22 protein-coding genes and 1 pseudogene are annotated in these 26,207 nt (G+C 66.0%); 10 read left to right on the top strand and 13 right to left on the bottom strand.

Annotation, left to right across the window (positions count from 1 at the left end; all coding sequences use genetic code 11):
- Window positions 1-361: 361 nt before the first annotated feature.
- The 5 genes from ACN27G_RS01130 to ACN27G_RS01110 all read right to left on the bottom strand — a co-directional run bounded on the left by ACN27G_RS01130 (window position 362) and on the right by ACN27G_RS01110 (window position 5,064).
- On the bottom strand, window positions 362-811 hold the full coding sequence (locus tag ACN27G_RS01130; RefSeq protein WP_421490904.1) for an IS3 family transposase: 450 nt from the start codon (window positions 809-811) through the stop codon (window positions 362-364).
- Window positions 812-820: 9 nt separating this feature from the next.
- Complete coding sequence (locus ACN27G_RS01125; RefSeq protein ID WP_421490903.1) at window positions 821-3,061, bottom strand: tyrosine-type recombinase/integrase; 2,241 nt, start codon at window positions 3,059-3,061, stop codon at window positions 821-823.
- Window positions 3,062-3,180: 119 nt separating this feature from the next.
- Complete coding sequence (locus tag ACN27G_RS01120) at window positions 3,181-4,227, bottom strand: tyrosine-type recombinase/integrase (RefSeq protein ID WP_421490902.1); 1,047 nt, start codon at window positions 4,225-4,227, stop codon at window positions 3,181-3,183.
- 85 nt (window positions 4,228-4,312) lie between these two features.
- Window positions 4,313-4,765, bottom strand: a complete 453-nt coding sequence (locus tag ACN27G_RS01115) for an IS3 family transposase (protein ID WP_421490901.1) — start codon at window positions 4,763-4,765, stop codon at window positions 4,313-4,315.
- Window positions 4,762-5,064: a transposase gene (locus ACN27G_RS01110; protein ID WP_018735371.1), complete on the bottom strand. Its 303-nt coding sequence runs from the start codon at window positions 5,062-5,064 to the stop codon at window positions 4,762-4,764. Before ACN27G_RS01110 ends, ACN27G_RS01115 begins: the two co-directional genes overlap by 4 nt.
- 563 nt (window positions 5,065-5,627) lie before the next feature.
- On the opposite strand from ACN27G_RS01110, the gene ACN27G_RS01105 reads away from it, so the two are divergent.
- Together ACN27G_RS01105 and ACN27G_RS01100 are read left to right on the top strand one after the other, a co-directional pair.
- Window positions 5,628-6,638 (top strand): hypothetical protein, encoded by a 1,011-nt coding sequence (locus ACN27G_RS01105; RefSeq protein WP_421490900.1) that lies wholly within the window; start codon window positions 5,628-5,630, stop codon window positions 6,636-6,638.
- Window positions 6,639-6,653: 15 nt separating this feature from the next.
- On the top strand, window positions 6,654-7,742 hold the full coding sequence (locus ACN27G_RS01100) for a hypothetical protein (protein WP_421490899.1): 1,089 nt from the start codon (window positions 6,654-6,656) through the stop codon (window positions 7,740-7,742).
- A 2-nt stretch (window positions 7,743-7,744) separates the two neighbouring features.
- Here ACN27G_RS01100 and ACN27G_RS01095 read toward each other — a convergent pair whose 3' ends face one another.
- The 3 genes from ACN27G_RS01095 to ACN27G_RS01085 form a co-directional block, all read right to left on the bottom strand.
- Window positions 7,745-8,782, bottom strand: coding sequence for a hypothetical protein (locus tag ACN27G_RS01095; protein WP_421490898.1), 1,038 nt, complete (start codon window positions 8,780-8,782; stop codon window positions 7,745-7,747).
- Between the two features lie 86 nt (window positions 8,783-8,868).
- Window positions 8,869-9,030 (bottom strand): hypothetical protein, encoded by a 162-nt coding sequence (locus ACN27G_RS01090; RefSeq protein WP_421490897.1) that lies wholly within the window; start codon window positions 9,028-9,030, stop codon window positions 8,869-8,871.
- The gene (locus ACN27G_RS01085; RefSeq protein WP_421490896.1) at window positions 9,027-9,269 is read right to left on the bottom strand and encodes a helix-turn-helix domain-containing protein; all 243 of its coding nucleotides are present in this window, start codon (window positions 9,267-9,269) and stop codon (window positions 9,027-9,029) included. Before ACN27G_RS01085 ends, ACN27G_RS01090 begins: the two co-directional genes overlap by 4 nt.
- A 101-nt stretch (window positions 9,270-9,370) precedes the next feature.
- Between ACN27G_RS01085 and ACN27G_RS01080 the strand changes: the two genes are divergently transcribed.
- Entirely contained in the window at window positions 9,371-10,339 is a 969-nt protein-coding gene (locus tag ACN27G_RS01080) for an AAA family ATPase (RefSeq protein WP_421490895.1), read from the top strand.
- 13 nt (window positions 10,340-10,352) lie between these two features.
- The gene (locus ACN27G_RS01075) at window positions 10,353-12,857 is read left to right on the top strand and encodes a S8 family peptidase (protein ID WP_421490894.1); all 2,505 of its coding nucleotides are present in this window, start codon (window positions 10,353-10,355) and stop codon (window positions 12,855-12,857) included.
- A 173-nt stretch (window positions 12,858-13,030) separates the two neighbouring features.
- Here ACN27G_RS01075 and ACN27G_RS01070 read toward each other — a convergent pair whose 3' ends face one another.
- Complete coding sequence (locus tag ACN27G_RS01070; protein ID WP_421490893.1) at window positions 13,031-16,189, bottom strand: AAA domain-containing protein; 3,159 nt, start codon at window positions 16,187-16,189, stop codon at window positions 13,031-13,033.
- Window positions 16,190-16,429: 240 nt separating this feature from the next.
- On the bottom strand, window positions 16,430-18,379 hold the full coding sequence (locus tag ACN27G_RS01065) for a DEAD/DEAH box helicase (RefSeq protein ID WP_421490892.1): 1,950 nt from the start codon (window positions 18,377-18,379) through the stop codon (window positions 16,430-16,432).
- Window positions 18,380-19,087: 708 nt separating this feature from the next.
- On the opposite strand from ACN27G_RS01065, the pseudogene ACN27G_RS01060 reads away from it, so the two are divergent.
- The 5 genes and pseudogenes from ACN27G_RS01060 to ACN27G_RS01040 all read left to right on the top strand — a co-directional run bounded on the left by ACN27G_RS01060 (window position 19,088) and on the right by ACN27G_RS01040 (window position 22,805).
- Window positions 19,088-20,330: pseudogene (locus ACN27G_RS01060) on the top strand (IS256 family transposase).
- A gap of 19 nt (window positions 20,331-20,349) precedes the next feature.
- The gene (locus tag ACN27G_RS01055) at window positions 20,350-20,502 is read left to right on the top strand and encodes a hypothetical protein (protein ID WP_421490891.1); all 153 of its coding nucleotides are present in this window, start codon (window positions 20,350-20,352) and stop codon (window positions 20,500-20,502) included.
- 28 nt (window positions 20,503-20,530) lie between these two features.
- Window positions 20,531-21,370, top strand: coding sequence for a helix-turn-helix domain-containing protein (locus ACN27G_RS01050; RefSeq protein ID WP_421490890.1), 840 nt, complete (start codon window positions 20,531-20,533; stop codon window positions 21,368-21,370).
- 454 nt (window positions 21,371-21,824) lie between these two features.
- Window positions 21,825-22,370 carry a hypothetical protein gene (locus tag ACN27G_RS01045; RefSeq protein ID WP_421490889.1) on the top strand — a complete coding sequence of 182 codons (546 nt, stop codon included), beginning with the start codon at window positions 21,825-21,827 and terminating at the stop codon, window positions 22,368-22,370.
- A 93-nt stretch (window positions 22,371-22,463) separates the two neighbouring features.
- Entirely contained in the window at window positions 22,464-22,805 is a 342-nt protein-coding gene (locus ACN27G_RS01040; protein ID WP_421490888.1) for a hypothetical protein, read from the top strand.
- A 44-nt stretch (window positions 22,806-22,849) separates the two neighbouring features.
- Here ACN27G_RS01040 and ACN27G_RS01035 read toward each other — a convergent pair whose 3' ends face one another.
- Window positions 22,850-23,209 carry a hypothetical protein gene (locus tag ACN27G_RS01035; protein WP_421490887.1) on the bottom strand — a complete coding sequence of 120 codons (360 nt, stop codon included), beginning with the start codon at window positions 23,207-23,209 and terminating at the stop codon, window positions 22,850-22,852.
- 44 nt (window positions 23,210-23,253) lie between these two features.
- On the opposite strand from ACN27G_RS01035, the gene ACN27G_RS01030 reads away from it, so the two are divergent.
- On the top strand, window positions 23,254-23,682 hold the full coding sequence (locus ACN27G_RS01030) for a hypothetical protein (RefSeq protein ID WP_421490886.1): 429 nt from the start codon (window positions 23,254-23,256) through the stop codon (window positions 23,680-23,682).
- A gap of 97 nt (window positions 23,683-23,779) precedes the next feature.
- Here ACN27G_RS01030 and ACN27G_RS01025 read toward each other — a convergent pair whose 3' ends face one another.
- Complete coding sequence (locus tag ACN27G_RS01025; RefSeq protein ID WP_421490885.1) at window positions 23,780-24,457, bottom strand: hypothetical protein; 678 nt, start codon at window positions 24,455-24,457, stop codon at window positions 23,780-23,782.
- A 476-nt stretch (window positions 24,458-24,933) separates the two neighbouring features.
- Window positions 24,934-26,082 (bottom strand): Shedu anti-phage system protein SduA domain-containing protein, encoded by a 1,149-nt coding sequence (locus ACN27G_RS01020; RefSeq protein WP_421490884.1) that lies wholly within the window; start codon window positions 26,080-26,082, stop codon window positions 24,934-24,936.
- Window positions 26,083-26,207: the final 125 nt, after the last annotated feature.

The raw sequence follows: 26,207 nt of genomic DNA, 5'->3' as shown, positions 1-26,207 counted from the left end.
CGGTGAAGCAGGGTTTTGGGGTTGCCCTGGCCATGCTCCGACCACTGGAGCAGGCCCTCTCCAGGAGGTCAACAGCCTCCACGTCGTGAGACGATGTGAGACGCCAAGCCAGCGGCATTCACAAGCATCGCTTGAAAATGCCGCTGGCCTGCGGTTTTGGGTGGAGCCGAGGGGACTCGAACCCCTGACCCCCACACTGCCAGTAAGGTAACAATTCTGTCACGCCATCCCGGCCGATGTCGCTACGTGCTCCGAACAGGAGATATTCAAACAACCGGATCACACCCCGTGCCATCGAATACCGGCCGATTACACCTACTGGGCTTGACCCGATTCGACGGACAGGGTCGATAAGTTGATCTCACGCTACCTTGCCGAGCGGTCTGCTGGTATAGGCGGTGGCCTCGTAGGCGGCGGGGCTGAGGTAGCCGAGGGTGGAGTGCCGGCGGCGGGTGTTGTACCAGCCCTCGATCCAGTCGAAGATCGCCGTGCGGGCGGCGGCTCGGGTGGGCCAGGCCCGCCGGTCGAGTAGCTCGGTTTTGATGGTGGCGAAGAACGATTCGGCGACGGCGTTGTCCCAGCACTGCCCCTTGCGTCCGGCTGAGAGTTGGACGTTGTGCCGCTTCGCGAGGTGGGCGTACTGGCCGCTCGTATATTGACAGCCGCGGTCGCTGTGGAAGATCACCGGCCCGGTCGGTCGTCGTGACGTGATGGCGTTGGACAGGGCTTGGGCGGGCAGGTCGGTGCGGAGGTGGTCGGCGACGGCCCACCCGACGACCCGGCGGGTAGCCAGGTCGATGACGGTGGCCATTCTGTGGAATCAGTGATTTTCAATGGCCTGGCTGTGGGTGACGCTGAGGATGGGTAGCAGGGTGGCGGTGGTGGGGATGCCGAGCTGGCGTGCGGTGGGTCCGGCGGGGGTTGGGGTGTCGGCGAGTCGGCTGATGAGCGTGTCGAGGGCGGCCTGGCCGTCGTGGACGGCGGCGCGTTCGTCGTCGGTGAGTGGGATCGAGGCGCGCATGCGCTGCAGGTTGGTCTTGGCCTCCAGCAGCTGGGCCTTGGTGGAGTCCTTGGGGGTGTAGAAGTCGCAGCGGGCGCAGGCCATGCGGTGAGGGCATTGTTCGAAGAAGGTGTAGCTGCAGTAGCCGTGGCCGAGGTCGTAGTGCTGCCAAGGTGTTCCGGTGGTGGCGGTGCCGGTGGTGACGGCGTCGCGGTCGATGAGGACTTCGATGGTGCGTAGGTTTCGGGCGAAGTAGCCGGCCTCGGTGTATGCCTTGGTCAGGGTGGCCGGGGTGATCTTCGCGTAGTGCTGGGTGCTGTTCGGGCTGCGGTGGCCCAGCCAGGCTTGCAGCTCGAACAGGGTCATCGGTTCTTTGGCGTTGTAGAGCTGGCTGGCGATGGTGGAGCGGGCCCGGTGGCTGGTGATGGTGCCGCGGACGTCGCTGGTGGGCACGTTCGCCTTGGCACATAGCGTCGGGATGAGGGTGCGGTTGATGTACTCCTTGGCGACCGGGTGGGCGCGGGTGGAAAACAGCAGGTCGACGTGTTCGCTGGTCTTGCGGTCGTGCCGCTTGGGTTGGACGGGTCGGATGTTCTGCCAGGCGTCGATGGCCTGGCCGACGATCGGGTCGACGGGCTTGGTGAACGCGGTGCCGGTCTTGTGCACGGGGACGTCGAGTAGGCAGACGGCGTCCTCGGCGAGCACGTCGCGGGAGTCGCCAGCGATGGGGGTTCCGTTGTGCTGCCAGCGGATGCAGCCGACGCGGAGCCGGGTGAGTTCGTCGCTGCGTAGGCCGGCGAACAGCCAGGTCAGTGCCAGTGCGCGGGTCAGCTCGATCGGGTAGTAGCTGCCGGCGGCGGTGCCGAGCAGGTCGGTGGTCTGCAGGTTGAGCCCGGCCCACAGCAGCTTGGCCCACACGTCGTCGGCGATGACGCGGGGGTTGGTGCCGATCAGGGCGGCGACGCTGCGCGGGACGGCGAGCGCGCGGGCTGGGTCGAACCTGCGGGGGATCCACTCCCACTCCTGCAGGTCGCGGAAGAAGGTGCGGGTGCCCATCAGGATGTGGGCCTTGGTGCGCGGGGCGATCGGCGCGCCGATGCGCTCGTGCAGGTGGTCGCGGCGGCCGACCCAGTCACCGACGGTCATCCGGTCCACCGCGGCGACCCAGGCAGCGCAGATGGCGCGGGTCCACCGGCGTGGGTCGACCGCATCGGGATGTTCGGCGGCCAGCCACCGTCCGGTCTTGGCCATGTTGCAGCGGATGTTGGCGCGGACGTCGGGTGTCAGCGCCGAGGTGTCGTACCAGCGTTGCAGAACCTGCGCCCAGGCCGCCGGGACGCCGGGCAACCCCGGCGCGTGGTTGAACCCGGGACGCACCGGAGGCTGGCAGTGGCCGAGGCCGGCAACCGCGCGTTGCAGCGTGTAGAGCGTGGTCGGGTGACGTCCGGTGCTGGCCGGGTGCGTGTGCAGGCCGGCGAACGCCCCAGTGGTCAGGTCCTCCAGCCGCGGGCTGCGGTTGATCAGCAGAGCCTGGGCCAGGATCCCGGGTAACCGGTAGCGGCCCTCGGAGTCGGTCTGGCTGCGGTAGCCCCACCCCTGCGTGATCGTGCTTACCGACTCCATCGCCGCGGCGACCGGCTGCTCACCGAAGACCAGGTGCGCCAAGTGCAGCCGGTTGAAGTTGCCCACGTGCTGGTAGTCGGTGAACCCGCCCAGCAGCCAGCCCAGCGCGAGCAGGAAAGGGCGCACCGTGACCTCGGTCGGTAGTGGCTGCGCGTCGCGGAACGCCCGGCTGCTGGCGCCGACCAGCCGGGCCCAGTCCCAGCTGGTCCACCCCCACCACGTCCGGCCCACGGTGGCGCAACCGCCGAGCACGATCGCGGTGGCCTGCCGGCCGGCACGGCCGAACCGGACCGGGTCGCCGTGAGCGTCGTGAAGGGCGGCGCAGGCGGCGTCCAAAGGTTCGACCAGCCGCGACAACGCTCGCCACGACAGGGCAGTGCGCCGGGGCACGCCACGGCAGCGGTTGCGGCGCAACGCCTTCGCGTCCAGCGCGACCAACGCCGCGGCCTCACCCGGGGACAGCCGCGGCCGGCGGTCCCATCCGTCCGAACCCTCAACGAGAGCAGCGTGGTCTACTGCAGACGATCCGCCGGTAGAAAGGCGTAGCGGCGCGGTGCTCATTGGCCGGTCCCGTCCAGCGCGGCGAGGGCAGCGACCCGCCACGCGTGCAGTTGTGACATCGACGCGGCCAACCGCGCGGACAGGTCCCGGCCGGACAGGTGGATATAGCGCATCGTCGACTCGGTGCTGCGGTGGCCCGCGAAAGTGGCGATCGCATGGATCTCCCAGCCCATCCGAGCCAGGTCAGTCAGGCACAGATGCCGCGTGGTGTGGGTGGAAAACCGCGGCGTCTGCGCGGCCAGCGCGATGCGCCGCACGACCTTCGACCACGTCCACAACGTCAGCGCCTGGCCATGATTGCGGCGCGACTCGGACAAGAACAACGCGCCGCGCATCCGGCTGACCGTCGCCCGGTGGGCCAGATACCCCGACAACAGCGCACCGGTCACCGCCGAGTAGGGCACCACCCGTTCCAACCTGTTCTTGGTCGTCTCTGCCCGCACCCGCACCATCCGGTGCCCTGGATCCAGATCGTCGGTGCGCAGCGAGCACAGCTCCTCCCGGCGCAGACCGCAGTCGTAGGCCAGCGCCAGCATCACCCGGGTGCGCGCCGACTCGCTCCGCACAACGTCCAAGATGGACAGCCACTGTTCATCGGTCGGAATCCACGGCAGCTTCGTCAACCGCGGCACCAGACCCCGCTGCCCACCGCCGAACGTGCGGCCCGCCGTATACCGGCCACGCCCGACCGGGTTCGACTGGCGCACTCCTTCCTCCATCAGGAAGTCGTAGAACAGCCGCACCGGCACCAGCCGCTGCTGGATCGTCGCGTTCGCCAGCCCAGCGCCCGACTCGATCGACACCACGTTGACGCCGAGACGGCCCGGCCGCCGCGTCAGCTCACGCACGTAGACCGCCACGTCCGCCCGACCCGCCGTCAGCGGATCGACGCCAAGCCGCTCACACATCTCCAGGTACTCGGCCAGCCCGCGCCCGTACGCGTCGATGGTGCGCGCCGCCCGACCCAGATCGACCCAGACCTGCAGCCACACCGCGGCCATCTCATGCCGGTCGAGTACCGGCCACCGCTCCACCAACTCCACGGTCGCTCAACGCCGCCACCACCCCAGCCGTGAGGCAAGAGTCAGCCACCAGACAGATTCCACATAACAGCAGATTCCACGTAACTTAGAGGTACAGCCAGCCCTCCCAGGTGTTGATGTACGTGATGTCGCCGCACCATCGGGTGTCGACGTCGGCGGGGCTGGTGGTGAAGTCCCGGCCGACCAGGTCCGGGCGCGGGGTTGCCGCTGGGTCGGGCACGGTGGTGGTGCGCCACCGCTTCGGTGTCCGACCGCACAGACCCGCCGTGCGCATCAGCCGGGCGATCCGTTTGCGGGAGTGCCGCCGGCCCTGCGCGCGGAGTTCGGCGTGTACCCGTGGGGAGCCGTAGGTGCCGGCCGAAGCGTCATGCACCTCAGCGATCCGTTCGGCCAGCTCGGTGTCGACCCGCTGGCGGGGCGACGGGCCGGCGGCGCGGTGCTGGTAGTAGGCGGACCGGGAGACCTTCAACAGCTCACAGGCACGCTTCACGTTGCCCTGCTGCGCCTTCTCCGCCTCGATGAACGGGTACACGTTCACCGGGTCTCCTTCGCGAAGAAAGCCGTGGCCCGTTTGAGGATGTCCACGTCCTCACGCAGCCGACGGTTCTCCTGCCGCAACCGCGCCAACTCCTCGCGCTCCGCGCTGGCCAGCCCGTCGGTACGGGTCCCGGCGTCGAGGTCGGCCTGTTTGACCCAGTCCCGCACCGCCGTCTCGGTCAGGTCGAAGTCCTTCGCGACCTGACCGACCGTACGGTCACCCCGCCGGCACACCTCCACGATCTCCGCCTTGAACTCCGGCGTGAACGCCCTGCGCGGCCGGCGTGGCTTCTTTCCCATGCCTTCCATGATGAACATCCTCCCGAGGGCTCACAGCCCCCTGATCTCGGATGTCCGTCAAACCGGGTCAGGCCCACTACTTGATCTTGATATGTGAGCACGTGCGTGAGCACAAAAAATGTGGAACTCCCATGCCGACTCGTCCACTCCTCATGTCGCCCACAAGTCAGCGGGGTTTAGCAATCAACATCTGTCTCGATCGGGCCATCAGCTTGATCACCGACGTGCTCACAAGGCCCAGTGTTCCCGCCGTACCTGGTGAAGTCGGTGTCTTCGCTGGTAGTGGGCTGTTCTGGCGCGGTATTGGCGACGGCGTCGCCATCGTGACCATCGATGGATGTGGTCGAAGGATCGGACTGGGTGATCAGGTGCGCCAGGAGACTGCGAACCTCGCCGAGGGTGAGAGAAACGAGGCTGTCGACGCGTCGCCACGCGAACCGCAGGTCCAAGTGGCCGGCGATCCACTACCCGCACGTTTGGCCAGGTCACGGACCCGAGGTCGTGCCCAATGAGCCCCATCCGCCGCCACCCGGAGCCTCTAGCACGGGTGTCGAGCTGCGAGTGTGCGCGCATCGGGCCGGCGGAGCATCGATGCCTTCGTCTCGTTCGTTGGTCTGAGCATGGTAGCCAGCAATGACGGGGCTGATGACGTGGATCGGCGCAGGCGACGTCGTGAGGAGCGATTGGAGGTGGTACGCCGGCTCGAAGAGGGCACGGCGGCACCCGCGCCGTTTCGGCTGACACTGGCCGAAGCTCGGGCCAAGTGGCCCGAATGGGCTGCGGCGCACGCCAAACGACGCGAGCACGGCCGCGCAGCCGCGACGGAGAGGTTCGGCCCAGTCGTCGCCGACCTGCTCCTCCGCATACATCTACCGGAGCTACCGCAACCGACTGAAGTCGTCGCGTACGCGCTGGACCCCGAATGCGGCCATGAAGAGTTCTGGCTCGCGAGGCGCGCCGACGCCTCCAAGCCTGCTCCGGAGCAGGCGCGGTGCCCCGTCTTCTGGTCGTGCCAGTTCAACGACGGTAGAACGGCCGTCCGCCATGTCGAGCCTGGTGAACCCGAGCCGAAATACGAGGGAATGGGCTTTACGCGGTGGTCGGTGGCGCTCGCCTGCGGTCACACGGGCGAGGTGCTGCGTGGCGAGGAGGTCGAGGACAGGGTCGGTGACTACTTGGTATGCCGGAGCTGCGGGGGCGACGACCCGGACTTCGACGTTGAGATCGTGGCTCTCGGTGAGCGCCTCCCGGATCGGATGGTCCAGACCTGGACGGTGGAGCTGGACTGCGGCCACATGGGGACTGATCACTACATCCCCGTCGAGTGTCGAGATGATCCGGCGGCGTACCGGGCGGCGCATCCCAGCCGCAATGGGCTGCGGTGCATCGATGACGCGTGCGACCAGCGCCAGGTGCGCGGCGTGCGGCGGCTCGGCGTGCTGGGAAAGATCCGGATACCACCGGTACCGTCGTCGCCTCCGGACCCGGTCGTCACGGCCGCACGGGACCTGCGGCGTCGCTTGAACAAGCAGGAGCGGCAGGCCCTGATCCGTCAGCTGCAAGAGGATCAGTAGCAGGACCTGGCCACGATGGAGATCACACCGGAAGAGGTCATCAAGCGGGTGCGCGCCGCGGGCGGTCGGCTATCCCTGAAAGGTATCGACGAGGAGGAACTGGCCGCGTGGCGGCACGCCTCGAAAGTCGCCTATCTACGGCTGCTGCGAGCGGGCCACGAGCGTCTGCACCGGTCGAGCAAACCGGGATCGCTGAACCTGTACCTGGAACGGGTTGACGAGAAACAGCCCGAGCCGGATCCGGAGGAACTCGCGGCGCGGATGCGCGAGTGGGCGCCCAAGCCGGTGCTGCCGCGTACGACGGAGTTTCTGGGTCGGGTGGTGCCGGTGCCGTCGAGGGTGACCAGCGTGCACCCTCTGGTGGAACAACTGGTTGACGGGTTGCATGTCTCCGACCGGATGACGTATGGCCCTGACTACTCGTGGCGCGCGCCGCGCCGACAGTATCCCTTGGTCAAGATGCGGCGGATATGGCAGGCCATCGTCAATGAAGCCGAGTTCCGCGGCTACTCCGTCCACTTCGAGCGGGAGGCGCGCTACTACGACCACGGCAAGCTTGTCGTGCGCATCGGCCGCGACGACTTCCCGCTCTCGCTGTACGGGACCCGTGGTAAGCCGCTGACCTTGCGGATGACCGAACGACATCCCCACCGTCGGCGTGGGTACGACAGTTGGACCGGCTCCGACGACGATCCGCTGCACAAGAAGCTCGGCGAGGTGTTCACCTTCATCGAGCGGTGGGCAGACCTGCTCGTCCAGCAGCGCGAGGCCGAACGCCGCCGCGAACTGGAAGCCCGCCGCCGCCGAGAACAGGCCGAGGCCGAGGCCCGACGCGAGTTCGCCGAGGACCACCGACGAAAGGTGATCGCCCGGCGGCTGGCGGAGGCCCAGTTCGCTGAGGACGCCCGTGCGTACGGCGCAGCGCTGCTGGCCGCAGCCGTCGAGCTTGACGGACCCCGCGCCGAACAGGTGCGCGCCTGGGCGCAATGGGTGTTCGAGCATGCCGACCGCGTCGACCCACGCCGCACCCTGGCGGGCACGCCCGAGACGCCCAAGCCCACGCACGACGAACTGCGGCAGTACCTGCCCAGCGCAGGGTACTGAAATTAGCCGTGGTACCAGCGCCGGTTCGGGTGCCACGGCTTCGGCAACGACGGCAGACAATCGGAAGCCCGGTCCGTCGGGGCAGCCCGTGGTTCGTCGCGGTCATCCTCGTCCGGAGAGGCATCGGGTGGCAGGCCCGGCGCGTCGGCGAGCGGATCGATGCGGGCCGCGTATTCGCGCGCCCACACCAGCCATGGGTCGCCGACCGGCATGCCCGCGACCTCCAACTCGTCGCAGTGGCCGCGGATGTCCTGCGCCAGCCGCCACGCGGCGACCTCGGCACGCAACACCTTGTCGCGTCGCTTAATGATCCGCCGTTGACGCTTGTCCTCTAGACGCTGCCGCTCCACGCGCTGTTCAGTCTCCCGCTCGACGCGCACGGCCGCAGCACGCCGCTCGATCTCCGCCAGCACCTCGGCCAGATCGTCCTCGACCCGGCGCCGGGCGTAATCGGTCCACCGCGCCGGCTCGCCACCAGCACCATCGACCTGCAAAACCAGGCGCAGCGACCACCGTGCGCCGGTCTCCTCAAAGATCCGGACGCCGTACCCCTCACCGTCCACCTCGACGACGGTCAGAACATCCTCCGGGCCGCTTTTCACCCGATGACCTCTTGCCTGGGCTGCGTCCGCGAGAGCCTGGATGATCATCAGCGTGCGCGACCGGTTCTGTGTCGACGCGGGCAGCCGGTGCGGCATGTCGCGCAGCCGGTTCACCACCGGGTGCGGATCGACCAACTCTTCGGAGACCGGGATGCGCGACGGCTGCGCGGAACGCTGATACTCGCGGAAGGGATGCTCACCACGGCGCAACTCCATGGTCAGATCGCCGCTATCCCGGCCCCGATGCAGTAAGTGCCAGCCCGACGGGACCTCGCCGGATCGCTTGACCGCGTGCAGGAACCGCCGCCATGCCGCCCGCACCGTGTCCGATGGGCCAACGACCTGGACTGATCCGCCGCCCTGTTCCAGGAGATCGAGGAACTCGGCGGCGGTCGCCGGTGGCTTCTGGGTGGCGGGCAGGCACAGCACTGCGGCCATCGTCGCGAACCTCGACCCCGGTGCCAAGACGTCCTCAACAACCTTCACCCGAACGGGGCCGCACGCGGCGCAGGTAGTTGCGGTGTTCAGCGGTGCGGGTAGTGGGATCCGCGGCGGGTGTTGGCCTCAATGAACGACTTGAGGGCTTCCCGGCTGTCGTACCGACGGCTGCCGATCTCCACGTGGTCGATCTCGCCGCCGCGGACGAGTTGCCACAGCGAGGAGTAGAGACTCAGCGTTGCGGTCACGCAAGTTCGCGTAGGTCGACACCCAGTGCGTTGGCGATTGACAGCATCGTGAAGTAGCCGGGTTCGATCACCCGTCCCGACTCGATCTTCCTCAGGGTCGACACGGCAACCTGGGCACGTCCGGCGAGTTGTTCCTGAGTTAGGCCGCTGTGAGCGCGCAGGGTCCGGAGTCGGGCAGCCAATACCTCAGCTTGGTCCCGAAATCGACTGTTTTCGCGCCTCGCGCGCCCTGCTGGCACACCTACGAAGAGTAGTGGTAAATTCCGACCGGTCAAGTTTTACCGCTACAGGTGATCGTCCTGCTGGGTTAGGTTGTAGTTGGTGGAGGGGGATCAGGCCTGTGACGGCGTCGGGAGAGCACATCAAGGCGCTCGTGCGTAGCCACGCCGCCGGGGATGACGCCGCGTTCTATGCCGTCGCGCTCCAGGTGGCGGCGAAGGCGGCCCGACAGGGGCACGGCACGCTGGCCAACGATCTTAAGCAGGCGATCGACGCTGCCCGGCGCCAGCCGGTGGCGAGCAAGGTCACTGCGATCGCCCGCCCACGGGGCGATTTGGCCGATCTCGTCACAGCGGCGTTCCCGGAGGTATCTCTTCGCGATCTTGTCGGTCCGTCACACCTGAAGGACGCGATCACTCGTGTGCTGCATGAGCAGCGGCAACGGCAGGCACTCTCGGAGCATGGGTTCGCCCCGGTCCATCGACTCTTGCTGGAAGGCCCTCCCGGCACGGGTAAGACGATGACCGCCGCGGTGATCGCTCATGAGTTGAGCTTGCCGTTGTTGACCATCCGCTTGGAGAGTCTGCTCAGCAAGTACCTCGGCGAGACCGCGAGCAAGCTACGGGCGGTGTTCGATGCTGTGGCGTCTCAGCGGGCTGTCTATCTCTTCGACGAGTTCGATGCCCTTGGCGGGGATCGCAGCAGTAATGATGTCGGCGAAGCCCGACGGATTTTGAACTCATTTCTGATCTTTCTGGAGCAGGCTAACGCCGAGAGCATCGTCGTGGCGGCCACGAACCATCGATCGATCCTTGACCATGCCCTCTTTCGTCGTTTCGACGTGACGATCAAGTACGAGCTGCCGGATGATCTACAGGCAGCAGAGGTTATGAAGGCCCGCCTTGGCTCGATGGGGCGGGGCGTTCGATGGGCAGCGATTCAAGACCATGTGGCAGGGCTGAGTCACGCCGAGTTGGTCAAGGCTGCCGAAACCGCCGCAAAGCAGGCCATTCTTCGTGGCGAAAGGCAGATCGCGGTGGCTGACCTGACCGGAGCGTTGCAGGAGCGTCGAACGGCAGGCAGTGAATAGTCCGACCGCGCCGTTGGCGCATCTGACCGTCACCCACAGTGTCGAGGACCGCAGCTTCAACCGCAGTGGTGGGGGCAATGCACGGATCCGTGACGTGGAACGTCGGGCCCATGGGACGAAACTGCGCGGCGACCTCCACCGGTCCCTGAGTCAAGCGGACGCTGAACGCGCCGCGGTAGCCGATGATTTGACTCTGGAGGAACTCAAGGCGCTCGGCATCATATTGGTGCTTGACGCGGCTGATCCGGCGTTTCCGTTGAAGCTGGAGTCCCTTGAGCGCATGTCGAACCACCGCGTCAAGCGCCCGCAATGGCTGCTGTTGGCGGTCAACCCGGCTGCCGACGACCGACCCGAGAGCGCGGTGGTGTGGGTCAGCGACGAGTACCGTGCGGCGTTTCTGAGGATCTTCGAGGACTTCCTCCAACGCGACACGGCCACCGGAGAGCCGCAAAATCGTGCCCTCGTGGCGAACATCGCCTCGATCCGGTTCGGCATTCTTCGTGATCTCTGGCAGTCCTCCGGCGATCCGCCAACGGGACTGGCATGGTGGGAGATTTGGCTGACGCGAACCGACAACGGAGTGGACCTACTCCGTGCGTTCGCAGCCAACCGCTTCCGAATGTCTGAACGGCGTATGGATCTCGTCGACCGGACCGTGGTCTGGCTGGAGGCCCGCTGGGACGACCTACACGCGCTGCCGTTCACCGCCGTCCCCGTCGCCGAGATCCGGCGCCCCGAGTTCGCCGACACGGTTGAGGACTTTCCCCGGGACGAGCAGGACGACCTGACCACGGACCTCGTGGAACGCACAACGGTTGCCTCGGCCGCGGCGCCCGTGGTCTGCCACCTCGACAGTGGTGTAAGCCGGGCCCATGTACTGCTGTCCGAGTCGATCAACGCTACCGATGTTCACTCAGTGGTTGGCGACAGCGGCGAGGACCGGCGTGACCACGGCACCTTGATGGCTGGGCTCGCTCTTTACGGCCCGCTCGACTCTCTGCTGTGGGGAACCGGGCCTGTTGTGCTGGCGCATCGCCTCGAGTCGGTCAAGATCCTGCCCGACGAGCCGGCCCTGAACGATCCAACCGCCTACGGGCTAATCACGGCTCAGGCGGCAGCGGCAGCCGAGACGTCAGCGCCGGAGCGGCGGCGCGCCTTCTGCATGCCGATCACCGCGCCGCCCGAGGCGCGAGCCGGCGAGCCTTCACTGTGGTCGGCGGCGATCGACGCGTTGAGTGTCGGGACCGACATTGGCCAATCGGACACTGGCATCGCGCTCATCGGGCAGCCCGACCCCAGTGCCGCTCGACTGTTCCTGATCTCAGCCGGCAACGTGCGGGACCGGCAGCCAGGGCTCGACCACCGGGAACTGTGCGACACCTCGGCTATCGAGGACCCGGCGCACGCCTGGAACGCGCTCACGGTAGGTGCATGCACCGACCTGAGTGACCCTCCAACGGACCCAACCCTCGCCGACTGGACAGCGCTGGCTCGCCGAGGTGAACTCTCCCCCCACAGTCGCACGTCGGTGTCGTTCGCGACCCGCACCTGGCCGATCAAGCCGGACATCTGCATGGAAGGCGGCAACGTCCTCAGCAACGGTGTCGATTTCCACGACAGGCATCCGCTCCTTTCCGTCCGTAGCACCTCAGCCCGAGACGACCTCGCCCTCGCCTCAGCCAACGCCACGAGCGCCGCCACCGCGCAAGCGGCCCGACTTGCGGCCAAGGCAATGGCGGAATACCCGTCCTACTGGCCGGAGACCATCCGGGGGTTACTGGTCCATGAGGCCGATTGGACGCCGGCCATGAGAGCCGATGTCCACGGTGCAACAACGAAGACCGCCCGACAGAGCATGCTGCGTCGTTACGGCTGGGGCGTACCAACCGAAGCGGCCGTGCTCACGTCCAGCGCCAACGCTGTCACCCTGGTAACCCAAGACGAGTTTGTTCCGTTCGACGGCCCGGACCATACCGCCCGACGGTTCCGCCTGCATCGACTACCCTGGCCGACCGAGACGCTCCGTGGGCTCGCAGACGCAGCGGTGCAACTACGGGTCACCCTGTCGTATTTCATTGAACCGACCGCATCTCGCCGGGGCTGGCGTCGCCGCTACGCCTACGCCTCGCACAGCCTACGATTCGAGCTGAACGCACCCCTCGAACCTCTCGATGCCTTCGTCGCCCGAGTCAACCGCGCAGCACAGGACGAAGAAGCAGGCGCTCGTCCACGCAGTGGATCCGAGCGCTGGCTCGTCGGGGGCTACCAGCGCAACCTCGGCTCACTCCACCACGACATCTGGGAAGGGTACGGAGCGGAGCTCGCTGACTGCAGCCTTATCGCCGTCCACCCAGTGGGTGGCTGGTGGAAGAACAACAGGCGCGCTGACCGAGCAAGTCTCCCCCTGCGCTACAGCCTCATCGTCTCCCTGCGCACAGCCAGCCAGGACGTCGACCTATACACACCGATCGCCGTACAACTCGCCGTTCCAGTCGAAACCGAGATCAACGGGGCATGAGCAAGCACCATTCGGCCGGCCACGCCCGCGAGATCGGCACACAGCTGGCGCGGCTGCGGACCTCCGTTTCCTTCAGGCGACCTCGCGTGGCCCGGCGAGCAGCTGTCGGACGCGGTCCTGACAGGTCGATCAATACCGACCGAACCCGTGTCATGGTGCAGGCTGCACCGATCTCAGCTGCTGTGCGGCGAATCTCCGATCGGCTTGGCCGGTTCTGCCGCCCAACCGCAGGTACGTTTTCGCGTCTCGGTGCTTTCAGGGCGGCGGGCGTAGCAGCGCCACCGCCAACCCTTGGCGGTACGGTGTAGCGCGATCATTGTGCTGCCACACGCTCCGCACAGCGGTGGTGGCTGGCTGAACTGCGCCGCGCGTTCGTGCTCGAGTAACTTCCGGGCGAAGTGGCCGCCTTCCATGACGAGCATGACCTCGCGGCTTTCGTATTGCGAGAGTACGTTGAGGCTTCCGAGGAGCACGAGCCGCTCGTCGATGACGACGATCTTCTGGTGCATCTTGTACATCTCCACGATGGTGGGGCCCGCTGCTCGCAGCGTCGTCAGGTTCTGCTGTGAGTTGTCGGTTCCCTGCGTGTAGTCCCTGGCATCGCGAACGAAGACAACGACCTTGACGCCGCGCGCAACTGCTTCGGCGAGTACAGGCGCCACCGACTTGGTGCGATTTGCCGTCCAGGTGGCCCACATCCAGATCGAGTGGCGCGCGGTCCCGAGATGGTCGACGAAGGTTTCGTAGAACCGCTTCTCGTCCTGGATCTCGGCGACGCGGACATGTTGGGCCAGGGTTTCGGCCAGCTCGGTGCCGAACTCTCCCAGCACCGGTCGGTCAGGCTCAGGTACCGACGGTGCGGTGATCAGCCGTTCGGCCGGTACGGTACGGATTTTGTTGCCGAGCAGTGGTGCGACGCGGGCGAGTGCCGTGTCAGGAGGCGCGTGTTCAAGGCGGCGCCGGCTGCCGATGAGGTAGAGGCGGTTCTTGGTTCGGGTGACGGCGACATTGAACAGCTTGAGGCCTTCACGGGCGTAGCCGCCACGGGAGGCGCTGGCCTGTGCGATCCACCGCGGCTGGGCGTCGTCCTCGACGAGATCGAGGACCACGACGTCGAACTCCCGGCCCTGGAAGCGGTGAGCGGTGCCGACTTCAGTGAATTGGGAGCCGGTCTCCTCCCGATCGCGAAACGCTTCGAGGGTCGCTTCGGCTTGCAGGTTGTACGGGGTGATGACGCCGATGGTTTCCCCACGTGAGCGGTGGTAGTCAGCCAAGGCTCGGCTGATGAGTGCCCCGGCCGGCCACCAGCCTTTGCTGGGGCCGGTCGCTCGTACGATGGCGAGGTCACCGAGCCTGTCGGTGTCGATCAGCACGATTTCCGGGTCGTCGGTGTCTCGGACTCGGATGTTTGGCGCGGCGCGCAGCAAGCCGTCGTAGGCGACGGCGTTAGCCACGTGCATGACGTCGTGACCGAACCGGTGCTGCTCGTCGAGGACGGTGCAGCCGGGGTGGGTGATCGCGTCTGCGGCGACGGTGATGCCGCACAGTCCGAACACGTCGTCGCACAGCCAGCGCTGCACGTCTGGACGATCGCTGGTGGCGATGGGCCTGGGTAGGACAGGGCCAAGTTGCATGAAGTCACCGAGGAGTACGGCGGTCGTGGTGGCGCGGGACACCGCCAGGAGGGTTTCGGGGATGGTGGCTGCGCCGACTTCGTCGACGAGCACGACGTCGTAGGGGCCGTCGAGGAGGACCTTGGCGGTGCGCAGCCGCGCGAGGGTGGTGGCGATCAGGCGGGCCTGGCGGATCAGGGTGCTTTCCGCGTCGCGGCGGAGGCGATCGTAGTCGTCGTGTGCCTTGGCGTGTGCTTGCTCGAGGCGAGACCGGTTAGGTGCTTCAGCCGTCACACGGCGGCGCAACGACTGCATGCGCTCGTACTCGGCGAGCAGGTGGTAGCGGTCGGCCCGTTCGACAAGGGCTCGCTGTGCTGGCGTGGCACGTGGGGCTGCCTCGGCTGCGAGTAGCCGCTGTTGAGCAGCCTCATGGTCGGCGATCGTTGCGGACAGATCAGAGGCCGCCGCTTCGCGGACACGCTGCGTTTCTGCCAAGTCGCGGTCGCGGGCGTCGACCTGATCGCGGCTGAAACGCACCTTGGCCCGCAGTGCTACGACCTGAGGTTGGGTAGCGCGGTGGAACCGGGCGAGGAGTGACTGATTGTGCTGTACCTGCTCTTCGAGCGTCGCCACCGTCGCCCGTTGCGCCTGCAGCAACTCGCGAAGTCGACTCAGATGACGCCGGTTGCGGGCCCGGGTCCACGCTCCGCCGTCCTGGACTGAGGTTATGTCCGACTCGATGCGCCCGCATTCAGCTAACGCGGCGAGCAGTTTCACCGCGACCCGGTCGGCCTCCTGCTGGGCCAGCGTGGCCTGCCGCTGGATGTCGTCGAGTGCGTCCAAGGCCGTTCGGGAGTCCGATGTTTCCGCGACCGCTACACGAGCCGCCTGGACGGCGGTATCGGCTTGTGTCAGAGCATGACGGCGTTCGGTGACGTGGTCACCGGCGTCCGCCAACTGTCGCGCCAGCCGAGGCATGTCTCGATCCCGGTCCACCGCTGCCTGGGCACGCGCATGCTCCTCGGGGCTGAAGTCCGCGACGAGTTCTTCGACGGCGTGCAGGGTCTTCACTGTCTGCTTGAGGACCAGGAGTTGGTTTTGCAGGGTCAGCCGCCGTTTGTCGGCCTCCGCCAGCGAGGTCTTGACGAGATGCGCGAGCGATACGTTGGGGTCGGCGGCTATCTCCCGCAGGTGGGGCGGCCCGACACGGATCAGATCTCCGGGACGGTGCCGACGGTGCCGCATGACTCCAGCGAGGGCGTTGTCGACGGCGATGTTGGTGGCCGACACCAGCAGGACCCGCTTACCGGCCGCGATCAGGGAACTGATCGCCTCGCTGAGTACCCGCGTCTTTCCGGTACCCGGCGGTCCCCACACCAGCCGCACCCCCGGACGCAGACAGGACGTGTATGCCTCACACTGCGCCGGCGTGAATCCCGCGACATGCTCCAGCGTCCGCGGTACGGCGGCTAGACGGCCGGCGGCGAGATCTCCAGCCAGTCCCGCCGGATCTACCGTGGCGAGAACGTCACGCAGGCGATCCAGCAGATAGGCAGGAGACTGGCGTCGCTGCCACAGATGGGCGTCGGAGAGGTCCACGAACTCGGCCACCCGAACCCGTAGCTGCTGTTCCTCCTGCAGCACCTCAAGCAGCCGGTACCCGCCCTCCCCTTTCGGCCGTGTTGGGCCGGCCACACGCAGCGCGTCGATCTGGTCCACGTCGGCACGCGACCCACGTAGATCGACGCTGTACCAACCCGCCTCCCCCATCGCATGGGCCCGCCCCACGCGTCCCCACGTCGCCGTGCTCGCACCGCCGACGGTCGACCTCCACATGTCGACCACGGCACAGACGTCCTCGCGCCACCCCACGCCCATCACCTCCGGTCGCTCGCCGGATTGCCTGAGGTGATCCCATCCTCAGTCCCGCTGAGCAGTTGGGCCGACGCCATCGCGCTGTCAGAAAACCCGCCGCTTGTCGAACCCGAGACGCTGCCGCTCGACCATGATGATTCGCTGTTCGAGTGGTATCGCCTCATCCGCGAGGAGGCCGTGGTCGACGTAGCGGCCGTCGGTAGCCAACGGATCCGCTCTCTTCGCGACGCTGTCGTGGGCGTAGGCCCGGATCAACGCGGACTTGCGTCCGAGCATCTCCAACAGCCGCTGATCCACGGTGTCCTTGGCGAGCAGCCGGTGAACCCGCACCCCACGGGTCTGGCCCATCCGGTAGCACCGCCGAATGGCCTGCTCTTCATGTGCCGGGCTGAGCTGCGGTTCGGTGAGCACCACCACCGACGCTGCCGGAAGGTTCAAGCCCACCCCTCCGACTATGATCTGACTGATCAGGACAGCGTGACCGTCGATGCCGCTGAACTCGTCCACTATTTGTTGCCGATTAGCGGGCGCAACGGTGCCGTTGAGCACGAATGTCGGCGCACCGTGGAGGCTCGCTCGCACGCGGACCAGAACCTCCAAGAAGAAGGAGAAGACGACGACCTTCCACCCGTTGTCGGCGGCCTCCTGGACGATTTCGCGCAGCCGTTCCACCTTCGCCGGTACCTCTGACCCGTCGGTGACCACGGCGGCGCGGCGCATGTCGACGAACTTCCGGTCCTGCACCGCCTGCCGGTAAGTTCGCGCCTCGGACCGGCCCAGTTCCACCCAGTCTTCGAGCTCGATCAGGTCCGGGAGCTCGGCGAGAACATCCTTCTGGTTTCGACGTAGATAGACATCCGCGACTTTGCGGCGGAAGCTGGCTGCACCAGCCAACCCGTCCGTGACATTGATGTTGGCTGCCACTTGCGGGTTGAGGTAGCGAATGAGGTTCCGGAACTCCTCGACCCGGTTCATCATCGGCGTGCCGGTCAGGAAGACGGCGCGAGGAGCGCGAGCAAGAAAGACGGCGGCAGCCTGGGACCGCCGGGCATCCGGATTTTTGATGTACTGCGCTTCGTCGACGATGACCAGGCCCGGCCGGAAATCGTCAGGTAGGGCAAGCCTGCCCAGCGTTTCGAAGGTCGTTACCGCCACGCCGCCGGCGCGGCTCCATTGGCCGATCGCTTCGTCGCGCTGCGGCCCGTGTAGCCGGTGGGCGGTCAGCGTGCTGTGCAGGGCTACCTCACCGAGCCAGTTCACCACGAGGCTCGCCGGGCAGATGACGAGAAAGTGACGCTCGCCACCGGCGGCGAGGTGAGCGCAGACAGCGATCGCCTCGATGGTCTTGCCGAGCCCCATCTCGTCGCCGAGGATGCACCGTCGCTGCGCGAGCGCGTACCGGACGCCGAACGCTTGATAACCGCGCAGCGTCACCCGCAGCATGCTTACGTTAAGGCTGATCTGCGCGGCCTGATCCTGGAGAGCTTGGGGCAGATGGCCGTGCGCGGCTGCACCGTCCGCCGTCCTACCGCTGACGCGCTCCAGGTGGGCGTGGTAGGCGGCGGCGTCACGCGTGAACTCCGCCCACAGATCGTCGTGGCCGACAGCGTGCACCTGCGCCATCGAGCGGGTCCACTCGGAAAGGAGAGCAACGGCCGCTTTCGCTTGACGGCCGGTCAGCAGTCGTGCAACGTCCGCTGCCGCCGCTCGGGCAGCAGCTTTGGTGGCTCGCCGTGCGAGCAGCAGGTGGATGCGACTGTTGGCTGGCTTGGCTCTGCGCAGTGCGTCCGTCAGATCGGCGGAATATGAGCCGAGGCTGGCGGCGTCGGCGTGCAGTTGTGTAACGCGGCGCAGTGCCCGTAGGGCGCGCAGGAGCGGATCGAGCGCGGGATCCTTGCGGTCGGCGTCCAAGCGTACAGCGGTGTTCTGCTCAACGACGCGATGCAGGTCCCTCGCCGCTCGTTTCATCGCCGCCGCACTCTGTTCACCTACTCCTGGGAGGCGTACAAGCTCGTCCTGCGGCGCCTGCAGCACGTTCAGGACGGTCCGGTATCCCGCTCGCTCGACGCTGGATACAAGTCGGAGACGATGGCCTGCCGACCGGAGTTCCTGGACCGGCATCGCACGCAACTGATCAAGCACGGTAGCTTCGTGGGCCTGGTGGTAGAGCCTTCCTACCTCGCGCTCCTCCGCCGCTGGGGCCGATCGAAGAGCGGCGAGTTGCTCCACCAGTGCATGCCCGCGGCGCCATGCGTCACGTGCGGCCGACCGATCGAAGGATGATGTCGCTGTCGCGTCCCGAGGCTCTGATTGGGCAGCCTCCCGTCGCCCCACAGTCTCATCCACTCCCTCGGCTCGTCGGGACACTCAGCCTCCGTCACCTGCACGCGCCGTCACAACGGTGCCGCCGTGTCCGATGGATGATTGACAAAGTCCCGTTACTGCGGCGCCCGACCCCAGATAGGTCTCGGCATACATCGAGCCCCTTTCGTCCGCCTCAGAGCCGTAAGTAATAACGCGTGGTGTGAGGCATGATCAGCAAGGAAACCATCTGTAGCCTCGTCCATCCGCACTACAGGGCAGACATCGCGCCCACCATGTGGCCGTCCTGGTGGCCGCCACAGCGCGGTTGCCAGGGACGTGGTGTACGACTTGCCCGTGATAGGCGTGTTGCGTAGATAAGAGACGGCCATCGCGTCGATCCTTCAAGACGACCAAGTCAGAGAAGGAAGAGAGAACGCGATGGCCGCGTCAGAGAGTGTGAACCCTGTTGAGCTGCTGTGCGAGCAGATCGAGGGCGCGTCGCCGGACGTGTTGCAGACGATGATCGAAACGTTCGCGCAGGCGTTGATGTCCGCCGAGGCGGACGCGATCTGCGGCGCCGGTTACGGACAGCGCAGCGATGAGCGGGTGAACTCCCGCAACGGTTACCGGCAACGAGTGGGACACCAGGGCCGGGACGATCGATCTGGCGATCCCCAAGCTGCGGCAGGGCAGCTACTTTCCTGACTGGCTGCTGACGCACCGGCGGCGGGCCGAGGAGGCCCTGGTGTCGGTGGTGGCGACCTCCTACCTGCTCGGGGTGTCGACCCGGCGGGTGGAGAAGCTGGTGGAACAGCTCGGGATCCGGCAACTGTCGAAGTCGCAGGTGTCGGAGATGGCCGCCCACCTGGACGCGCAAGTCGAGGCGTTTCGCAACCGGCCCCTGGACTCAGGCCATTACCCGTTCGTGTGGATGGACGCGCTGACGTTGAAAGTCCGCGAGGTCGGGCGGACGGTGAACGTCCACGCGCTGATCGCGGTCGGAGTCAACGCCGACGGCCAACGCGAAGTGTTGGGCATGGACGTCGCCTCCGACGAGGACGGCGCCGGCTGGCTGGCGTTCCTGCGGTCGTTGACCGCCCGCGGCCTGACAGGGGTACGCCTGGTCATCTCCGACGCCCACGCTGGCCTCGTGGCCGCGATCGGCGCCGCGCTGCCCGGGGCGTCGTGGCAGCGGTGCAGGACCCATTACCTACGCAACCGACTGACGAAGGTGCCAAAGTCGGCGCAGCCGTGGATCGCCACCCTCGTCCGCACGATCTTCGACCAACCCGACTCCGACGCTGTCCGAGCCCAGTTCGCCCGGGTCGTTACCACGATCGAGGCCAAGTTCCCCGCCGCGGCCGAACACCTCGACCACGCCCGCGACGACCTGCTCGCGTTCACCAGCTTCCCCCGCGAGATCTGGCGACAGATCTGGTCGAACAACCCACAGGAACGCCTGAACAAAGAAATCCGCCGCCGCACCGACGTCGTCGGGATCTTCCCCAACCGGCCGGCGATCATCCGCCTCGTCGGCGCCGTACTCGCCGAGCAAACCGACGAATGGACCGAAGGCCGCCGCTACATGGGCCTGGAACTACTCACCAAAGCCCGCATGGTCACCATCCAGACCGAACAACACGACACCGACCAGCCCGACCCCACCCCGATCGCCGCATAACATCAGACCGGATCCCGCGATGGCCGTCTCCTACACCACCAGCGCGGACGTGACCCCACTGGACCCCGAGGAAAAGGCGGCGTTTGATCGACAGATGGACGAGGTTGACCGGCAGGTGCTGGCCTGCTACGGCTCAAGCGGGCCACGCGCCACGCCGGAAGCTCTCGCCTGACCGGCCGCGACCTCGCTACCATCCGAAGATGGCTGACCCCGCACCGCAGCGCTCCCCACGCTCCGAGCATGGCAAGGCCTTCGCCACCCTTCTGCGCAGCGCTCGCGAGCGAGCCAAACTTCGCCAAGCGGAAGTCGCCGAGAAAGCCGGTCTGCCGCTACGGACGATCATCCGCTGGGAAGGGGGTAACATTGACAGCCCCAAGCCCGCCGACGTCCGCGCCGTCTGCCAGGTGCTCGATGTTGATCCCCGACAGGCAGCCGCAGCTCTTGGATACATCGATGAGCCGGAGGGAGCGACATCGAGCGCTGCTGGCGAGGATGACGCTGGCTACGAACTGACCAGGGAGGCGGCTCGTGCAAGCCGGGCCCTTGGCGCGATCATCCGAGTTGGCCGCAAGGAGAAGGGCTGGGCCTCAGAAGAACTCGCCAGCCGGTCCGGGATTCCCGTTGATCGACTGATTCTCATCGAGGCAGGGTTTGGCGGGTACTGTCCGCCAGACGAGATACGACCTCTATACCAGGCGCTTGGGATACCTCTCATTCAGCTCGCCGCCGTTGGCTACAGCAACGCTGTTGCAGCACGTTCAGCTCACTACGCGGCCGAGGACTTTCTAGCGATCTTGCAATCGCCTGAAATTCCTGAAGATCTGAAGTATGCGGTGGTGGACTACCTTCGCCATCAGCGCGATGGATCGAGCACACCTCGTCGCCAGACCGCCTCGCAGCGGTTTTGCGCCGCGATCGGTAAGCCTCATCCAGGTCCGCTGAACGCAAAAGAGAAGGCAGAATGGCGGCGCCGGCAGGACGAGGCGGATGCCGATGCCGCCCGTTACGTGGGTCGTGACCCCCGGCGCCACGTTGCATGAGCCCGCGCCCGCTGCGGGTGTTCGATGCATCCGCCCTTGTAGCGTTCTTTGACGCCCATCCGCTCCTCATGGACCTACTGGACGACAGCGAGGCAGGTCGTGTGGGTTTGCTGCTTCCAACAACGGCGATGGCTGTTGCGCAGGCGGTCATTGATCACACGCCGAACGAGTGGTCGCCCTGCTGCTGGTGCCTGGTGTGCGGTCAGTACCCCTAGCCGAGCATTGCGCCTTGGATATCGGAACATGGCCGGGTGATCTTGCGACCCGGCGGACTGTCCATGAGGCCAATGCCGTGGGTGCTGTGATCGTTACCTGCGATCCAGGCCTATACCAGGGCTACCAAATCCGCCTACTCGTCGTTTGAGTGATCAACGCGGACTGCCGTCCAGCCCGTTTGAGCACGGCGGCCCGGCTGATTCCTACCCGATAGCGACCTGAGAGGAGCCGTCAGCCCGTGTCGAAGAAGAAGGGGCGGAGCGGTCATCCGGGCGGCATCAGATGCCCGGACTGCGGTCGCCGCTCCGTGCGACAGCAACTCGTTCATGACCCTACCTGCCCAGCCGCCCAAGCCGTCGAAGCTATCGTGGCCGGAGACGCCGACTGGTTCGCTTCGCGGCCAGACGCGGAGCATCGCTGCCGGTGGATCACCGCCGCAGAACGGATGGAGATGCCCACCATGGCGGACAGGGAGATCTCGGAGAAGTCCGTCATCCACGTTGCGCGGATCGGGCCCGGCGTCCGAGCCCGCTCTCTGTACGTCCCCGGCGAGGATCGGATTCCCGCTGGGGTCATCGGTCTATTCGGTCATCCATCGACGTTCACGCTTATCGAACGTGACAAGGGCGCGCTGCCACGAACCAGGCGTGCGGCGCTTCCGTCCGGCCTACAGGTCCAGATGTTCACGCTACCCGCTGGAGTCAACGCCAGTGGGTTTCTTGCCGACGTTGACGGCCTCGTCGTTCTTCTACCCGGCGACGCACTGCCCGTCCCGTTCGCCTAAACCCTTTCTCGTCATCGACGAGATGACCGACAGGGACAGAGCCTTACCGGCCGGTCCACATTCCCGACGCCGGTTTGGAGGCGAGACCCGCTCATGGCCGACCCCGAGATTCCAGACATCGTCTGTGACGTCGACTTGCACCAAGAGGACGGCCAGACGTACATCCCGAGCGCCTGGATCGAAGACGAGGAGATCACGTTCGCGGAGAAGGGGTTCCTGGTCTTCTTGGCGAATTTCCCGCTCGGCCGGGTCATCCGGCCCGTCGACCAGCGGCAGCCGCACCCGGACGACCCGCCGTTAGTGGAGATGGTCGAGTCGTTGAAGACGGCCGGCTACCTGGTTCCTGACACGACGGTCGACAAGGTTCGTTACTGCCTTGTGCATCCGGACCGGCTCGGGTCGATGCCGGTGTTCGGCCCGGAGGGGGCGCTGTGAGCCTGTTCGGGCACGGCGAGTCCGGTTGGTGACGCCTGCCCGTTTCAAACCTCTGGATGCGGTGACCGTCTTGGGGCCCGGATTGCGAACACGTCCCGGAGCACCATGCCCCGCACAGCCGCAGCCTGCTCGAAGCGGTCCAACCCGCACGGCGCAAGCACTGTCTGCTGCACCCTCATCAACGGCAGGATCGAACTCCACGACAGTCCGAGACCGACGACCATCGACCCGAACGGGAACGCGAACATGATGACCAGGCCAGTTCCCCGAACGTTGAGGGCGACGCCGCCGACGGCTAGGCCCATGAGCACGGGCGCCAGCAGTGCGAGCCGCAGACCCCAGACGGCCCGCTGGTAGGCGGGTTCTGCCCGCACCTGTTGTCGCGCCTCGTGCGGCACTGTCATCGACATGTGATTCAACGCCCCTGGACCTACCCGAAGGAGCTTTCATGATCCCTCAGCCGTACCCGCTGTGGTGCGCGGAGGTCAGCCGTGACGGCAAGAGCGAGGTGTGGGGTGGCCGGATCATCGGCTGGATCCCCGCAGATGGCGATGAGCACGCCCGCGCCGTCGTGGCCCGCGTCGACCCGGACGGCGGCACCCGCCGCACCTACGAACGCCCCCTCGGCACTGTTGAGGTGTGGCTCGGCGACACCCAGGAGCAGGCGTGGTCGGCTGCCCGACGGGCCGCAGCCGGCAGTAGCCCGGCCGACGAGCTGGACGGTGCGATGCACACGGTCTGGCTGGAGGGCAGCTGGGAGTGGGTGACGAAGAAGATGACCACCGAGCAGCGTGAGGCTGCGGTCGCTGCGGTGCTGCGCTACCACGACCAGATTTATGCGGACGAGCCGTTGGATCCGTCTGCGTTGCGCTGGTGATCCTAAGCCGGGCGGCTACTCGTTCGGCTCGTTTCGAGCACGGCGAGTCCGGATGACATGGTGTTGCGAGAGCGGATTGCCGAGTGTCGGCAGGGCATCAGCCACCTTCTCCGCAGTCAGTGATTTCTCGCCGCGCATTCTCACGAAAATATCCACTCGGGACCAAATATTTCTGCTCATCGTTGGGCGCACCACCGGGACTGGGTCCCATACCCATGGGTAGTGTCCAGCGCCCAAGGATGTCTGTAAAATAGAAGGTGGAGGTGTCTGCTGGCATCCAACCCTCGGGGCCACCCTCCGCGCTTATGGCGATAGCCGTACACGGTGGTATGTCGTATGCAAGGAAAAATCGAACCAACAGGTTTGGACCGATCTTCCCTTCCGACACAACCATGCTTGGAGTAACGAGGTGCCCTTCGACCATGGGTACGGGTGATCGATTCTGAATCAAATAGCCATCCTTCTCCTGTCGCCATGTCACCCGAGAGATATACCGCCTCAGTGCCCGATCGCGGGCGTCTTGGTTCAAGGCCATCTGATCGCGATTAATCTGCTGCTGATCTTGGAGCGTTTGTGCTCCGACGAGCAGGGCCAGAGCGGCGATGACGGCTGCGACCATGGTGCCGATGCCTTGCAACCAATCGGTGACCTTGTGCCGCCCCTCAGTCGGTGCGGTGCCTATTGGCGGCTGGTCGTGGTTGTCGGGGAGGTAAAGGCCGTCTGCTCGGCGCTTCCAGGAGATGCCCGGTGTAGGGGGCAAGCTGGGATCGGTCACGCGGGCATGATGGCCGTCGGAGGGCCGTCGGTCACGGAGTTGTCGGGTAGGCGACTGTTCGGCGCTGTACGCCTCCGACCTGACCGGTCCGGCCGCCGCTGGAGCGGAGTACGTCGGCGTTTTGCCGGCGCTCATTGTAAAGCGGGAAGACTTGTACGCCTACGGTGCGGGCCGGTTAGTTGGGACTGAAGACAGAGTGACCACCAACAGCATCGCGAAGGTGACGAAAATTGTCGACGCCGCAGATTGCACTGATCAATAGGCGCTGGTTGGAGGTTCGCCACATGTGTCGCAGCCGTCAGGCACCGACCGGAGGCGCGCCTTGATGTACTCGTCGCCGATACGCCAACGCCAGGGCGATTCGGCTATCAAGCGCTGCGAGACCGACATAAGTTGACACCCGCTTCGGCCTCGATCCGCGCCGACCCTAGTCGAGCAGGTCCTGCCCAAGGGTGACCTTCGAGCGGATCGGCACGCTAGAACGGCGGATCGTCCCAAGGATCGCGGTACGACGCTGGTTCCGGCCACGGGTCTTCCTCGGGCTCCGGCCAGTACGCTTCCACGTCCCGCTCTCCGTCGCTAAGGCCCTCCGCATCCGTAAGCATGAACGACCCTTCAGCCCCCTCGATCAGATCTGCGAACGTCATGACCTCGATGCGAGACAAGTGACTGTTGTAAGTTCGGATCGTCTCGTTAATGACGTCCTGCGAAACTCTGGCATCAACGAACATCGGGTGGCCGATAACTACTGTTGCCGACGCCCGGCGTGGGTCGACCTTGAAGCGGTTGAGGATGAAGTCTCGCTGCTCATCCAGGCTCCGCAGGTAGTTGGCTGCCTGCGAGACCGCCTCGTGCACTTCGTTGCCGACTCGGTAGTGGCTACGGTGCTCCCTGATCAGCTTGGGGATGTTCGCCTGCTTGATTTCGACTACGTGCAGAGATCCATCGGACCGGACCAAAAGTAGGTCCAGCTCATCTCCCGGCACGAGTTGCCGGCGGACGTCCGACTTGACGTAGCGGCCCCCGAAAACCCACCATTCTTTGTCCAGCACCTTCTGAATGTCGGGCTCGGTACTCGCGGGGTCCTCCACGACGTCGCGCCACCTGCGGAGGCCCTGGAGCTGGCGGTTGCGTTCGATGACGTCCGCTAGAACACCCGCTTCATCCATCCGGGCAAGCGCTTCCGCCAAATCGGGAGCGTTGCAGATAGCCGTGACGACGCGGTGGACGGCATCTGCATCGACACGGCCCTCATCCAGCTCCGCAATCAGTTGCTGCACCGCCGAGCCGTGCGCCGGGAACTGGTATACTCCGGGGGCAGGGAATGCATCATTCAGCAGCTCTCTGACTGCATCTATCTCTCTATCGTCGCAGTACCACCGGTGTTCCGGCTTGTCCTCGAAACTGAAGCCAGGACCATTGAGGCTTCGACCGTAGGTCTGCACAATCATCTGGCGTCGTCTGATCTGGCCTGTGTCTTCGTCGAAGACCGTCAAGACGGTTGCCGACTTGAAGACCTTTCTTCCGATCTTGACATCAACCGTCTTGAACTCCAAGACGTTGGGAGGCTTGCGCTGCGTCTTGGTGCGGACTCGGAACGCTTGGGCCGCCGCCTCCTGGCTCATGCCCGCACTGTAGCGAGGAATGCACCGAACGTCGATGGAACATTCGTACGACGCAGCACGGATATCGGCTGACGAGCACCAATGGGGGCCGTCACCCAGTTTTCAACCTTAGCCAGGGCCCCGCT

The sequence above is a fragment of the Plantactinospora sp. WMMB334 genome (assembly GCF_049179095.1).
Taxonomy (GTDB): Bacteria; Actinomycetota; Actinomycetes; order Mycobacteriales; family Micromonosporaceae; genus Plantactinospora.
The sequence above is the reverse complement of the archived record's forward strand: the minus strand, read 5'-3'. Positions and strand labels throughout refer to the sequence as shown.